Origin of the sequence: Methylotuvimicrobium buryatense 5G (assembly GCF_000341735.1) — a bacterium.
Classification (GTDB): Bacteria; Pseudomonadota; Gammaproteobacteria; order Methylococcales; family Methylomonadaceae; genus Methylotuvimicrobium; species Methylotuvimicrobium buryatense.
Window position 1 is genome coordinate 3,697,296 of record NZ_KB455575.1, and the last position, 14,878, is coordinate 3,712,173.

Genomic DNA, 14,878 nt, shown 5'->3' on the forward strand with positions numbered 1-14,878 from the left:
ATCAATGCCGCTTCAGTCCGTTTTCCTATCCAATCTACGGTAGCCGATCGCCTCGCTCAAATGCGCAATTTCTATCGTTTCGGAACCGGCCAGGTCGGCTATGGTTCTTGCCACCTTGAGAATACGATGATAGGCGCGGTGCGACAGTCCGAACTTATCCATGGCTTGTTCGAGCAGTTCATGGCCTTGATCGGACAATCGGCAATGCTGTTTGACTTCGCGAGCGTTAAGCGCCGCATTGGTTTTTCCTTGACGCGACAACGCGATATTTCGTGCCGTGACTACACGCCCTCTGATTTGCACGCTGCTTTCTTCGCCTTCCTCCGAACCTTTTCGCAGCACCTCGCGAGACACTCTCGGCACCTCCAAATGCATATCGATACGATCGAGTAACGGCCCTGAAATGCGGGCACGGTATCGTGCGACTTGTTCTATCGAACAATGGCAACGTCCGGACGGATCTCCGAGATAACCGCATGGGCATGGATTCATCGCGGCAATCAATTGAAATCGCGCCGGAAATTCGGCTTGCCGGGCCGCCCGCGAAATACTGATATGACCGGTTTCGAGCGGTTCACGTAATACTTCCAGCACCCTACGGTCGAATTCTGGCAACTCGTCCAAAAACAAAGTGCCGTTATGAGCCAACGAAATTTCCCCCGGTTTCGGATTGCCGCCGCCACCGACCAACGCGGCGGCCGATGCGGTATGATGCGGCGCTCGAAACGGCGGTTTCAACCAATTGGCAACATCGAGACCTTTGTCGCTAATCGATGCAATCGCGGCGGTTTCTTGAGCTTGCTGTTCGGTCAACGGCGGCAGAATCGTCGGCAAGCGCGCGGCCAGCATCGATTTACCGGTGCCGGGCGGTCCGAGCATGATCAAATTATGCGCACCCGATGCGGCGATTTCGAAGGCACGCTTGACGTGATATTGCCCATGTACATCGGAAAAGTCGACCGATTCCGTTTCCGCTGGTAATACAAGGGTTTCCTCGTCGACGACGATCGATTTCTGTCCGTTCAGATGCGCGCACACTTCAAGCAAATGATTAGCCGGCAACAGATCGATGTCTTTGATCAAGGCCGCTTCGGCGCAATTTTCTTTGGGCAGAATAAGCGGTTTTCCGCTGTTACGGGTTTGTATCGCTATCGGTAAAACTCCGCTGACCGGACGCAATTCGCCGCCAAGAGAAAGTTCGCCGACACATTCGACTTCCGCTAGGCGGCCGGCTGGAATTTGGCCTGATGCCGCTAGAATACCTAAGGCGATAGCCAGATCGAAACGCCCGCCTTCCTTCGGTAAATCGGCCGGAGCCAGATTGATCGTGACGCGCTGCATCGGAAATTCGAAATATGAATTGATGATCGCACCGCGCACCCGGTCCCTGCTTTCCTTGACCGCCGTTTCGGGTAAACCGACGATATTGAGTGCGGGTAGGCCGCTCGTGACATGGACTTCCACCGTCACTAACGGCGCATCGATTCCGGAACGACCGCGGCTATAGGCTACGGCTAGAGTCATAAGTAATTTGGAGAAAAGCCGAATTTTTATCGAAAAACCGGCTTGAAAGGGTAGCGGTTAATTATTAATTAGCTTGATCGGAAGGGTTTTGATCAAGTTGTCTTTCCAACGCGGCAACGCGAATCTCCAGATCTTCGAGTTTCGTGCGTGTTTTGGTTAACACGGCTTTTTGCACTTCAAACTCTTCGCGGGTGACCAGGTCCAGTTTGCCGAGGGCGCCTTGCAAAATGGCATGGAAGTTTCTTTCCATATCTTCTTTCAAATGAGACAAACCGGGCGGCATGGCATTCGCCAGACGGTTGGCGATATCGTCAATGGCTTTGGGATCGAACATAGTAATACCTCGTAAATAATAAAGTGATGACTACTCAACAAGAGCAGTATCAGCGATTTGAACACAAATTAAGCAGGAAGCAAATTTTTCGAAAGGTGCGACAATACTATTCACATTTACCTCAGCACCTTTAGGTGAAATACAAATAGCGGATAAGTCCATTCACCATTCACCATTCACCATTCACTATTTACCACTCCCCTCAAACAATACATGTTCACGGCATATTTTAACGGCAGCATGTTGATTAAGCGGCTGTTGCGTTAAATCGCAGTGATAATGTTGGTCGAGCTCTAAAAAATAATAGCACGAGTAACAGACGCCGAAACTTTTTAAATTGTTGGCTTTTTGCAATGCGAGCAGTGTCGACAGCAATGCTTGGTTTAGCGCATCAAATTGTTCCTTAGGAATCGCTTGCTCGGTAGCAGGATAAATGTCGCAAGCTTGTATTTCCTTTAGAACAGACTCCCCGGCTGCCGACAGCCGCAAATGCAAGATACGCCGGTCCTGCTCATTCGGGTTTTTCTCGATATAACCTTTTCGCTCCAGCACTTGTAACGATTGCGAAACCGTACCTTTGGTTAGACCGAAATATTCGGCGACAGCGGCGGGCGTGTCGCTCATGCTATTGCATTGCGCCAAATAATCGAGAATTTGACCCTGTATCGGTTGCAAACCAAGCGCGGTGTACTTTTTCCGCTCTTCAGAGCGCACCAGCGTGCTGATCCTGTCGATCAATTTAAACGTGTTTAATTCCTGCATGGGTAGTATTTGGTCAGTTGCCGCGAGAGCGGTTTTTTAAGGACATTATACCGATTACAAAGGAATTTTCGGTATTCGCTTTAGATGAGATGTTCGAGAGCGAGTATATTCGTATCACCGGGTATAGTAGTTTTCAGCGCACGTTTTAATTTTCTGCCGACTGATCAATCAGTCCCCATACCGGTAACAACAGGTTTCGGCAATGGTCTTCAAATACCTCGTTCAACAATTCCACCGGATTGTAGTCTTCGAGAAACAATTTTCTAAGCTCAGGTTCGTAAGCTTGTTCGATCGCACGGGTTAGCTGGTCGATTGCCGAATCCAAGGCCGGCTTCGCCGCGCGGCTGCTTTGCGACAATTTATGCGCTTGTTTAACATAAGCGAAAGCCGGCTCGACGAAAAACGAATCGGGTCTGTGCAATCCTTGCCGATAGATTTCAATCCAAGCTTCCAATTCGCCTAACGCACAATAGTCCGGCTCGAACGTTATATCCTGGTCGAGAGCGATCAAGCAAGTCTGTTGAGGTTCGATTTGATTGATCATCAGATGATGCAACCAGGCAAGCATAAAATCCTTGCCTTTCAAATCGGCGTAACGATAAAACAGACTGCCGCGCTCATAACGATTGCCGAGTTTACCGGCCAACCGATAACTTCCGACCGCTAGGTCGACCGATAAATCCTCGAGCGGTTTGCCGAGCGCCTTGGCCTTGATTGCTTCGGCAAAGGCATCGATGTTTTGTTGCTGCCGGGCAAACTCGAGATCGCCGGCCACGCCCGATAGCCATCGCCCCTGTGCCTTCAGTTTTTGTGCAGTCAACGGTTTGTCGTGCAGTACCCCATCGATCCATTCGTGATAAATCGCATAACCGTCCAATTGACCGATCGCGAAGGGTTCGCGCTCCTCGGCATCCGCTGCAATGCCGTTGAAACGGACATCGAGTCGGCGTTGCATGAAATATTTTTGCGGATGTCGGTAAAATGCGAACAATTCGCCTATTTCAATGATTGTTTGGCCGGTTTCGTCCTCTAAACTGCCTTGCCACCAAGGTGCCGGCTCCGGTTTGGGCTTAACCAACGCCGCTGCTGCCTGGCAATCGGCCTCGGAATAACTGAACAAAGCCGATTCCGGCTCGAAATAACGCGGGCTGAAAGCCTGTAGCGGATGATAGGTCAGGCCATTGTCCAGGCCGTAATGATCGCGAAGCACGGCGAGCAGTTCGCTGATTACGACCGAAGGCGGTATCGTTTCGTTATGGCTAATCGACCGACCGATATAAGTCATAATCAATTGTTGCCGTGCCGACAGCAGGATCTCCAGAAACTGATAACGGTCGTCGGCGCGGCGCGAACGGTCGCCCTTGCGGAAATGGGCGGCAAGCAAATCGAAGGTCGGATTGCGGTCGACTTTCGGAAACTCGCCGTCGTTCATGCCGAGCAAGGCGATCACTTTAAACGGAATCGAGCGCATCGGCAGCATCGAACAAAACGTGAGTTGACCGCGTAAAAAGCCGTTTGACGATTTGTGTTCTTCCAATCGGCCTTCAAGCCAGGCGCAGACGACTTGCCACTCGATCGGCGCGTTGTGAATTTCGGGCAATCTTTCGGTTAATTCCGCCAATAATTCGTTGAGTTGTTGGCGCTCGACGGCATCGGCTTCGGGCAATAATTGATCGGCATAATAATAAAGCTTTTCGCCCCATGCCTTGAGCGATTTGGCCGTGCTTAAATCATTGCCGGCTCTAAACAACAATTGCATAAAATCGTTCAAGCCGCCAAGCGCCAACGCCGAAGAACCTTCGATATCGATATAAGGCAAGACGCCGTCGACAAAATCGTCGTCGGTGCCGACCGCATAACCCATCAACAAGCGATCCAATGCGGCTTGCCAGGTATTCTCATCGAGCTCGGGTAGGCCCAATTCGCGTTTATGTTCGGCCGATTTTCCCCAACGCACTTGCGTATCCCGAACCCAATGTTTGATCAATTCCAAATCGGTTTCGGACAAGCCGAAGCCCGGATAAACCGACGGTTTTTCGAGCAAATCCAGGACCGAGCGCCAACCGAACCGACTTTGGCTCAGCTTCAAAAAAACAATAAAAGCATCCAAGGCATGATTACTCAAGCGCAGACTGCGGTCGGCCACCGCATGCTGAATATCGTCGAATACCGCGGAAATAAACGGTTCGTATAATTCGATATCCGGCGCCATCACGACGATATCGCGTAGTTCCAACTCGGGGTCATGTTCCAGTGCGGCCAACAATTGGTTTTTCAAGACTTCGACTTCGCGCATACGGGAATGGCACGCATGAATAGCGATCGACCCGTCGCGGGTTAAAGGCGTCGATTCGCTGTCGTTATTGAGAATATCGTTTTGCAACTGCCGCAGTACCGTGCTCGGCTCGTCTTGTTCGAAACTGTCCAGCTCCAATTCGAACTGAACCTGCTCCAACAACATCTCTTGAAATTCGCGGCCTTGTTGACCCAATGCCGCCAACAGCGGATGCCCGCCGGCATCCTCTTGATCGATACGCTGACGCTTAGTCGCTAAATCCGCCCAAAAAGCTTGGGCGGGGTTGAGCAAATACAAGTGCACTTGCGCATGATTCGCCAATCCCTGTAAAAAACCGAGAAACAGGGGCGGCATGGTATTGACGCCGAAGATCGAAATTCGCTCAGGCAAAACGGCGGAAAATTGTCCAGGCGGCGCTGAATTAAAACGCTCGATTACTTCCAGCCATAAACTACCCCGATGCCTCGTGCCTGAATTTTCGGCAATCCGTTGCCATAACGCGCGTTGCCAGCGTTCGGTTTCCGTGTCGTAAAGCGTTTCGCCTTGCTGCCAGGCAGCCAGCATATCCGGACGCATGATTTGATATTGGTCGAAAATCAAGGCCAATTGTAACGCTAGCTGATAACGTTTTAAGGCCGCGGTTTCGCCGACCAAATAATTATTCAGCGGCGCAAATATTTCGTTGTCGAGTTCGCGAAGCAGTGCTTCGAAGCGCCAATGCAGCACATGGCGATCGAAGGCTTCGTCATTTAATCGACTGTCGATTCGTTGTGCCAAGGTACTGAAAAACCGTCCCGGAAATAAAAACTCATAATTCCCCCATACGCCGAGCAGGCTTGCCAATTGCTGTGACAACCAACGTTCCATACCCTGGCTTTGGATCAGAAACACTTCTTTGGCAAACGGCGAACTTAGCGGCCGGGTTTCGATGACTGCTGCCAAATGTTCGAGCAGGTTTTCGGTTTTATTGGAACTGTGCAGAATGAACATGACTTGGTTTGATTTTTTTCGGTTTTGGCGGCAAGCTCTTGGGAAAATTATTTATCGGCGGGAGTATAACAAGCGGAGACCGTAAACTAAGGCTATCGGTTATACCTTTCGCACTTCAAATTTCGGCAGTGCCTGAGGAGGCGCCAGGGTGTGCGGCAAAGGCTTTGCCAGCATGGAGCTGGCATAGAGCCTACAGGGATGTATTCACGGCGTCCTTTGACGGACACCTTGGTGCCGAATTTGTATAAACTAATGCTTTTGAGGATTACTATAGCCTTTTTGGGCTCTGTATAAAATATTTGCATCATTGGCCTATAAAACATTGAGCCTATTAAATACGAACTTTGGAACGATTAAACAATGAACGAAACCGAACAAGCTAAAAAAGTAAGACGCCTAACGGCAATCATTTATATCGTGTTAATGATTTTTTTAGTGATAGGAACTCTCTATTCCGAACAACGAAAGGAACAAGCGCGCGAGGCGCAAAAGCTTGCCGAACAAGGTATTATCGAGCAGCCATTCGAAGCGGAATAATTCGTATCAGAATCATTAAATAGGAAGCGACTCATGTTCATCAATAGCTTGCCGACTCTATTTACCTTTACCGACTTCATTAGTCCGATCGAAACCATCCTCATTTTGGTCGCGCTTTTGTTACTCGTTCATGTTTCCACGCGAGAGGCGCTTTATGATAGGGCATGGCCGGCGGCGGCCACGCCTTACCAAGCTTTATTAAACATCTGGTTGGGACAGGCGCCGTTATGGAAGGCATTTTGGCCGTTTTTTATTTTCGTGAACGGCGTTTTTCTTTATATCGATTACCGGATCATGAACGTCACGTTTACGATTGCGAGTTGGAAAACGGTACATGGCATGCTCTTTATCCCGGTGATTTGGTGGATCGTATCGGTCTGGCGCTGCGCGAAATATACCCGCTACCGGTTCGCCAACACCTTGGCGAAAACCATGACACTGTATTTTTTATTCGACTGTTTTTTGCGCTTCGTCATCAGCGCTTATTATCCGAATAGTTTTTTCGATTGCCGTTTGTTGGTCATGGAGTATGGCGATTGCTTTTGAGTAAGGGGGGTGTAGAATCGAATACTCCAACCATTAAGCGGAGGACATGTTATGAGCTGCTGCGACGACCCTACCGAGATCTCTAAAGTCGATCCACGGGAGTTAGTCCGCGAACAACAACATTACGGTAATCTAGTTCGCGATTTATTCACCGATGATCCCGAAAAAGTCCTACTCAAACTACTAAACGAAAGCAATGCTTATCTCAGGGAGCTGGCCGCATTAAGAGCCCATTACCCGTCGGTTCGATTGCGAGCGATCGAATTGTTGGATAAAAAAAGTCAGGCGGTACTCGAACAATTGATCGAACAAGAACCGGATTCGTCATTCGGAATCGCCGCAAAACAGCGCATAGAACAGTTAAGTAACGAAACCGGCCTATTCGGCAAATTGTTCAAGTCCTAATCGACCCAAGCACAACTACAATAACAACACGAGGCGGAATCATGAAATCACTAGCACTGCTCGGAACACTTGTCTTAATGACGGCTGCGACCAACTGTTGGGCTTACGGTAGCAGCAGCAGTAGCACCAAATCTTGCGATAAGCCGCGCTTCAGCGACTTCAATCCGGCCGAAAAATCGGAAGTTCCCGCGCAATCGGCCTTTTCGTTTAGCGCATCCGGCGTTAGCGACCCGAACAGTATTAAAGTAACTGTTAAAAACCAACCGGCCGAAGTCGCCATCACCGATAAAGGCGGTACTTATCAAGTTTCCGGGAACCTACCCGAAGGCTTGACCGGCACTTATGCCCGCATCGCCATCAGCGCCGACGGCCGCAACCGCTGCAAAGGAACGGGCGGCTGGTTGATCAAGATTACAGACTGATCATTCTTAAAAACCCGAAATCAGCCTGCGAAAAGCTTGACGATCTATTCATTAGCCGTAGGGGTCACTACCATTAAGTTAAGCCGTCAAAGAATAAGAAATGCGAGCAATTCCCATTTTGGGGATCAAAAAGGGTGAGGGGTGTGCTTGGCGAGGATGTCGGCAGCAGGGCAGATTTTTGCTCCATGCAAAATCTGCATTCGCGCCATCCTTGGCGTTCGAGCTGCCGCCAAGCCCCCATGGATGGGTTTACGGCGTTCCTCGACAGGCATACCCCACATCCTAAGATCGGCGAAAATGCTCAAACTGGGAATTACTGAAGTAATGCTGGCATTTACCGCATTCAGGCTCGAATGTGCTTCAAAAGCCTGCCATCCCTGGCCCTGGATTCCGCCAATCCCTGGCGGAATGACGCGTTTTTCCTTAAGTTGGCGCCTAGAGGGGTAGGGTACGCTGCGCGTACCATGGGCGGCTTGTGTAGATACTTATACTTGGAAAGCAAGAAGATTCGAAACTAAGCCGGTCAAACCACCGTCAAGCCTCACGATTTTCGATGAATTTTCCGTAATCGGCGCTGGGCCGGCCTAAATGATAGCCTTGGGCCAAATCGATGCCGAGTTCCTTGAGCATCTGCAGAGTTGCCGCGTCCTCGACAAATTCGGCTAAGACCGTTTTGTGCATACCTTTTGCGATACCGACCATTGCTTTGACAAATATTTGATTCTCTCGGTTATTCGGCAAATCACGAATGAACATGCCGTCGATTTTTAAAATATCGACTTCGAGATATTTTAAGTAAGCAAAAGTGGAAAAGCCGCTGCCGAAATCGTCCAGGCAAACCGTGCACCCCGCTTGGCGAATGCCCTCGATAAAGCGCTGTGCATCGCGGATATCCGAAACCGCAGCGGTTTCGGTTAACTCGATGATCAAGCGGTTCGCATCGACTCGGTTTTCTTCCAAGCAAGCGCGGATAAATTGCGGCAATTCGGGGTCGTCGAACGAACGTCCGGAAATATTGACCGCCAAGGACGGTAAAATGGAATTTTCGCTTAATAAGGCAATACTGCTCCGTAAAACCCAGCGGTCGATTTCCAGTATTTGCCCGCTATTTTCGGCGATTGGGATAAATTGGCCGGGCATGACTAATTGCTCGGGATGTTGCGGATCGCGCATGCGAACCAGCACTTCGAAATGACAGAGTTGACCGTTATCGACTCGATAGATGCCTTGAAAATGCAATTCCAACAAATCTTGCCGTAAAGCCTGTTCGATGCGTTGACGCCAAGACATTCTTTCCATTGCCGCGCCGGAGTTGTCGCGCTTGGGATCGTAAACGGCCCAAGTGTTTTTTCCATTGGCTTTGGCCTGATACATCGCGGTATCGGCATGGGCCACCAAATCTTCGACCGTTTCTCCGTGCTCCGGAAAGAAAGCCAACCCGACACTGGTCGTCAGACGAATATTGGTGCCCCGAAACCGGAACGGGATCGACGCGACAGCTTGATTAATCCGATTCGGCAACACCGTAATGTCGTTTTGCGGATGTAGATAGCTTAATATCGCAAACTCGTCGCCGCCCAAACGCGCGAATATCTCAACCTCGCGCAAAACCACCGAAATTTCCCCGGCTATCCGAACCAGCACGGTATCGCCGGCTCTATGGCCGAAGTTATCGTTAATGTATTTAAATTCATCCAAATCGAAATAAATTAACGCGAATTTATCGTGATTGCGGCGCGCCATTGCAATCATGTGATCAAGCTGTTCTTGAAAACGGTGTCGATTGTAAAGTCCGGTTAACGCATCATGTTCGGCTAAATAAAGCAATTGCTGAGCGGTTTGCCGCTCGTGGGTAATGTCTTCATAAATCCACAAACGGCCTAAAATTCGACCCTCGGTATCGGTCACCGGATAAGAAACTTGCGTCAGAATGCGACCGTCGTAGAGATCCAGTTCGAAACGTTCGCTGATTTCATGCGTATCCAGGACTTTCAACACGTATTTGGAGGCATGATCGGGCCGCGCGAACCGGTGCGTCGAATTTTCCAATACGAATTGAGTCGATTTGCCGACCGGATCCAAATCGTCTTCTATGGCCCACATTCGGCGAAAGGCAAGATTAACGTATTCGATGGCGCCGGCCTTGTCTTCGAACAAAATGCCGATGCTCATCGCCGACAACAATGCCGCCATCCGGCCTTGTTCGGCTTCGGCCACGATGCGTAACTCCCTTTGTTTTTGTTCGGCGCGGCTCAAGTCTTCGAAGGATTGTTGAAGGGCCAATTCGGCTTGTTTCAATTCGGTAATGTCTTGCACGGTACCGACTGCGCCAATCATTTTTCGCTGCCGATCGAATTCCAATTCGGCCCGTTCGCGTAACCATTTGACCTTGCCGTCGATCAATGCTCGGTGTTCAATATTGTACTCGGCCCCTTTTAAAGCGGCTTGCCAAGCTCGATCGACAAACGCTCGATCTTCCTCGTGCACGCGCTCCAAAAATTCTTCATAAGTCAACGGCATGCCCGGCGGCACGCCGAATATCCGATAAGTCTCGGGCGACCATTCCAAACCGTTATCGGCCTGATTTAAATACCAACTTCCGATATGGGCAACACTTTGCGCACGATTCAAGTTTTCTTGGCTTTGCCGAAGCGATTCTTCGATATGTCGCCGCTCCTCGACTTCCTGTTGCAATTTTTCATTCGCACGCTCTAATTGTGCAGTGCGAGCGGCAATGGTAGTTTCCAAGCGGGCATTCAAATCGGCCAATTGCGCCGATGCTTGAAACTCCCTACGATGTTTTTCGACATTAACCCGATACAGCATGATGCCGGTTGCCGTCGCCAAGGCCAAAGCGCACAAAGTGCGCAACGCCTCGATAGGAATTCCGGTTGTTTCTGAAAATATCCGGGCGTCGGCAAGGCTTGGTGTCGCAAACCAAGGAGCGTTAACGACCAATCCGGTAAAAAGACTGTAAAAAGCCAGACTATAGCCGGCCAACAGCATTGCAAAGTTAAGTTTGAGTGTACTCAAATACGGTCGGTTGCGGTATTCGTAAACCAAAAACGCAATGCCAGCCGAAGCCGCCCCGGGAAAACCGAGCAAATAGCGAATGCCGCTGTCGAATATAGCGGCGTAATTTTGCGATAGCGCCGCCGTTATCCCGGCAATTAGCAGGGAAACAACAGGAAATAAGCGGATGTATTTTAACCGGCGTCGATTGTTTTCGGAATTACATGTTAGCAACAGCCAAAAGCGTCGGGAGAATTCAAATAAAGCATAGAAGGAAGCAAGGTTTAATAAGTTTCCGACCAAGGAATTTGTTTGCAGGGATTCATCAATCAGTTCCCAAGCACATTGAAGCTCCCTAATGCCATGCAACATTCCGAAGCGAGCCAGCCAAACCAGTATTGTCGAAAAAGGCAGAACCGAATTATCTTTAGGTTGTAAATAAATCGCCGCGGCCAGGAATAAAAAGGCCATTCCGTAAACCAGATAGATTTCCGTCATATGTGCCTGAATGAGCGGCGGCAAGGTATCCATAAACGAGTTCCCAATTGTTATTGTTATTTTTTCGACTTCGTGTTTTTTTCTCTAAACCTAAAAAGAGCGCTTAGAATTTGCTGTAGACCGTTCGCGCCAAGCCAAGTCACTAAAACTGAAGCATCGACAAGGTATACCTTTCATACTTCAAATTTCGGCAGTGCCCGAGGAGGCGCCGGGGTGTCCGGTCGGTTTTCGCTCCTGCAAAATCGACATTCACGCCATCCATGGCGTTCACAAAGGCTTTGCCAGCATGGAGCTGGCATAGAGCCTACATGGACGTATTCACGGCGTCCTTTGACGGACACCCCGGTACCGAATTTTGATCTACGATGGGTATATCAGGCAACTTCGATGGTTTATTTAACGATGCGATAACACGGCTTATAAGTCTTGCCGGGCAGCTTCATGCGTTGTTGCTTGACAAAAGCGCTCAACAATTCGTCTACCGGCCCCATGATTTCGGCATCGCCTTTAATCTCGAAATGGCCGTGCTGTTCTATCGCTCTAATTCCGTCGTCTTTAACGTTGCCTGAGACAATACCGGAAAACACACGGCGCAGATTCGCGGCTAACAGATGGCTTTCCTGATCTTTATGCAATTTTAAGGCGGCCATGTTTTCGTGGGTCGGATTGAAGGGTTGTTGAAAATCGGGGCTGATTTTTAAGCCCCAGTTAAAATAATAGGCGTCTTCGCGCTGCTGGCGAAATTCGCGTACCCGCTGCATACCCTCTTTCATATCTCGCGCGACCCTGGCCGGATCGTCGATGATGATTTTGTAACGTTGTTGCGCGGCCAGCCCTAAGGTCTCGCCTATAAAACGGTTGATTTGCTTGAAATATTCCTCGGAACCTGCCGGCCCGGTAAAGATTAACGGAAACGAAATGTCCTTGTTGTCAGGGTGCAGCAAAATACCCAATAAATATAATATTTCCTCGGCCGTGCCGACTCCGCCCGGGAATACGACGATACCGTGGCCGGCTCTTACGAAGGCCTCGAGCCGTTTTTCGATATCCGGCATGATCACCAAATCGTTAACGATCGGATTTGGTGCTTCGGCGGCGATGATGCCCGGCTCGGTAATACCGATATAATGCCCGGTTCCGATACGCTGCTTGGCATGACCGATCGTTGCGCCTTTCATCGGCCCTTTCATCGCGCCGGGTCCGCAGCCGGTGCAAATGTCAAGGCCCCGCAAGCCCATTTGATAACCGACCACTTTCGAATAATCGTATTCCTCGCGCGAAATCGAATGGCCGCCCCAGCAAACCACCAATTGCGGTAGCTTGCCGGCTTTCAAGATATTGGCGTTGCGCAGTATATGAAAAACCGAATTGGTCACGCCTTCGGAGCTTTGCAGATCGAATTTCGGGTTATCGTTGATCTCGTCGCTGACATAGATAATATCGCGTAAAACGGCAAACAAATGTTCTTTAATGCCTTTGATCATATGACCGTCGACGAATGCGGTGGCCGGAGCTCCTTTCACTTCGAGTTTGATCCCTCGCTCTTCTTGAAGAACGCGGATTTCAAAGGATTTGTAGCGTTCGAGCAGTTCCTTGCCGTCATCCATATAATTGCCGCAATTCAACACCGCTAGCGAGCAATTGTGCAGTAAGCGGTAAAGCCCGCCTTGACTGGTATCGAGTAATTTATTGACTTCGGTCTTGGACAGAACGGCCAAGTGACCGGCCGGAGAGATTCTTGCGTCTACGACATCTTGTTTCATATTTTCCTTGGATGTATTGCGGTGTTCTTAAAATATAGCCCATAGGCTATGGAATTTAGGTGCTGGGTGAATACATCCATGTAGGCTCTATGATCCCTCACCTAAGGCTCATTGCCATTAAGTTAAGCCGTCATAAAAATAAGTAATTCTTGCATTCAAGCTAATGTACCTTAAAAGCCTGTCATCCATGGCACTGGATTCCGCCAGTCCATGGCGGAATGACGGGTTACCTAAGGCAAGGTGAGGGACTGTCAAAGCCAAACACCCCGGCGGCTCCATACGCTAATGCCGAAATTTGAAGTCCGATAGGTATACCAAAAATCAGAGGCGGCGCGAATTTACCGAATCAGTCACCGTTATGCTTATTTTCGTAGCTAATTTCCTGTTCGGGTATTTCGTTTTCAACTGGCGTCTGTTCGGCATTAAGCGTGCGCAATTCTTTTAAAACGGATCGCAAAATGCGCGTTTGCTGGTCTTGCTTAGCCTTGATACCAAACACGGCAAACGGCAATAATGTCCATAAAATAACCAGTAAAATTAGCACAACCAATCCGGCTATGTGCAAATGAGGTAATAAATCGGTCATCGTTTATATCGGATTTAGTTATCAAGAAATGTTTATCGTAGGCTAATCGGTTAAATCCCGCATTTTTTGTAGCTATTCAGTCCCCCGGCAATTATCGTTCCCACGCTCTGCGTGGGAATGCCTGAGTACCGCTCCAGCGGTACGAGACGCGAGAGCGTCTCGGTCTTCGTTCCCACGCTGGAGCGTGAGAACGATAGGGGGTGTGAATAATTACCATTTTTTAATTCGTGTCGTCCATGTTTATCAAGGCCTCGATCAATAAACGTAATTTATTTTGAATGATACGGGTATTTTGCGGCCCCATTCTGAGCATTTGTTTTTGAACGGGACTGAGCGCTTCCATATCGTTATCGGCAAATTGATATAGTACCGACGGTTTAATCAACGCAATTCGCGTTTCTACGACCGGTGCCGATAAAATTTCGGCGCCTGCTTTTTTGATCAAATCCTCTAACCGATAACTGTCCGGATAGCCGAATTGTGCAAAGACTTCTTGGCAAAGCGGTCTGACTTTTTGATAAAACTCCAGAATATCATGGACGTTGACCGAGTCGATTGCTTCGGCGAACGCGTTATAACGCTGATAACTTTTGGACGGAAGATAAAGTCCTTGTTGGTCTTCCTCGGCAATGAACGGTTCATCCAAGCTGAGCCAACGCATATGCTTATGAAGGCGCTGGCCTTGAGAAAAGTCGTTGATAATCAGAATAATCTTACGAATCTGCTCGTCCGATCTCAACCAGTAGGCAAGTTCAGGCGATAACGCGGTCAATTTTTCGTTGATAAAGTCGTCGCTTTCTTTGAGACTGGGTACAGCTGTAGGCTCCGTTTCTTCTGTTTCTGCTTGTTCGCTATTTGTTTTTAATTCGTTATCCGACAAAACGTCGGACACCAATGCCTCATCAAGTTTTGTTACCGAGGGAACCGGCAGCTCATAAGTTTCTAAACCTACCTCAGATTCAATCGTCTGCGTCGAACGCCAATATAGCCATACGCCTCCGGCAATAATTAATAGCAGTATTAACAAGAAAACGGTCATTCCGATCGGTTTTCTTCGTTGATACAAATCATAGCGCCCCATGTTTTTCCCCTTTTATCATTATGTATTTTCATCTCAGAAATACTTCGTATGGTCATGTTTTCGTCAAACACAACTCGAAACTCCCAAATAGCAGACGTTTTTTGCTCGGGGAGGTCTATCAA

At 49.1% G+C, this 14,878-nt stretch carries 12 protein-coding genes; 4 read left to right on the top strand and 8 right to left on the bottom strand.

The genetic code is table 11. From position 1 onward, the window contains the following. Positions 1–12 precede the first annotated feature (12 nt). From METBU_RS0116685 to recC, 4 genes are all read right to left on the bottom strand, one after another. Positions 13–1,524: a YifB family Mg chelatase-like AAA ATPase gene (locus METBU_RS0116685; RefSeq protein ID WP_017841708.1), complete on the bottom strand. Its 1,512-nt coding sequence runs from the start codon at positions 1,522–1,524 to the stop codon at positions 13–15. A 64-nt stretch (positions 1,525–1,588) separates the two neighbouring features. Continuing rightward, positions 1,589–1,858 carry a ubiquinone biosynthesis accessory factor UbiK gene (gene ubiK / locus METBU_RS0116690; protein ID WP_017841709.1) on the bottom strand — a complete coding sequence of 90 codons (270 nt, stop codon included), beginning with the start codon at positions 1,856–1,858 and terminating at the stop codon, positions 1,589–1,591. A 186-nt stretch (positions 1,859–2,044) separates the two neighbouring features. Then, positions 2,045–2,620 carry a MarR family winged helix-turn-helix transcriptional regulator gene (locus tag METBU_RS0116695; RefSeq protein WP_017841710.1) on the bottom strand — a complete coding sequence of 192 codons (576 nt, stop codon included), beginning with the start codon at positions 2,618–2,620 and terminating at the stop codon, positions 2,045–2,047. Between the two features lie 145 nt (positions 2,621–2,765). Next, positions 2,766–5,906, bottom strand: coding sequence for an exodeoxyribonuclease V subunit gamma (recC, locus tag METBU_RS0116700; RefSeq protein ID WP_017841711.1), 3,141 nt, complete (start codon positions 5,904–5,906; stop codon positions 2,766–2,768). A 360-nt stretch (positions 5,907–6,266) separates the two neighbouring features. Between recC and METBU_RS28185 the strand changes: the two genes are divergently transcribed. From METBU_RS28185 to METBU_RS0116720, 4 genes are read left to right on the top strand one after another with little or no spacing between them, the layout of a single operon-like run. Beyond that, positions 6,267–6,443, top strand: a complete 177-nt coding sequence (locus METBU_RS28185; protein ID WP_017841712.1) for a hypothetical protein — start codon at positions 6,267–6,269, stop codon at positions 6,441–6,443. 33 nt (positions 6,444–6,476) lie between these two features. Beyond that, positions 6,477–6,989: a hypothetical protein gene (locus tag METBU_RS0116710; RefSeq protein ID WP_017841713.1), complete on the top strand. Its 513-nt coding sequence runs from the start codon at positions 6,477–6,479 to the stop codon at positions 6,987–6,989. A gap of 51 nt (positions 6,990–7,040) precedes the next feature. Continuing rightward, a complete protein-coding gene (locus METBU_RS24475; RefSeq protein ID WP_017841714.1) occupies positions 7,041–7,394 on the top strand; it encodes a hypothetical protein in 354 nt (117 codons plus the stop codon). Between the two features lie 41 nt (positions 7,395–7,435). Then, positions 7,436–7,816 carry a hypothetical protein gene (locus tag METBU_RS0116720; RefSeq protein WP_017841715.1) on the top strand — a complete coding sequence of 127 codons (381 nt, stop codon included), beginning with the start codon at positions 7,436–7,438 and terminating at the stop codon, positions 7,814–7,816. A 534-nt stretch (positions 7,817–8,350) separates the two neighbouring features. On the opposite strand, the gene METBU_RS25420 is transcribed toward METBU_RS0116720, so the two are convergent. The 4 genes from METBU_RS25420 to METBU_RS0116740 all read right to left on the bottom strand — a co-directional run bounded on the left by METBU_RS25420 (position 8,351) and on the right by METBU_RS0116740 (position 14,756). After that, positions 8,351–11,359 carry a sensor domain-containing protein gene (locus METBU_RS25420; protein WP_017841716.1) on the bottom strand — a complete coding sequence of 1,003 codons (3,009 nt, stop codon included), beginning with the start codon at positions 11,357–11,359 and terminating at the stop codon, positions 8,351–8,353. A 359-nt stretch (positions 11,360–11,718) separates the two neighbouring features. After that, positions 11,719–13,089 carry a nucleotide 5'-monophosphate nucleosidase PpnN gene (ppnN, locus tag METBU_RS0116730; RefSeq protein WP_017841717.1) on the bottom strand — a complete coding sequence of 457 codons (1,371 nt, stop codon included), beginning with the start codon at positions 13,087–13,089 and terminating at the stop codon, positions 11,719–11,721. Positions 13,090–13,435: 346 nt separating this feature from the next. Next, entirely contained in the window at positions 13,436–13,675 is a 240-nt protein-coding gene (locus METBU_RS0116735) for a hypothetical protein (RefSeq protein WP_017841718.1), read from the bottom strand. A 220-nt stretch (positions 13,676–13,895) separates the two neighbouring features. Then, positions 13,896–14,756: a DUF3014 domain-containing protein gene (locus METBU_RS0116740; protein WP_017841719.1), complete on the bottom strand. Its 861-nt coding sequence runs from the start codon at positions 14,754–14,756 to the stop codon at positions 13,896–13,898. Between the last annotated feature and the right edge of the window lie 122 nt (positions 14,757–14,878).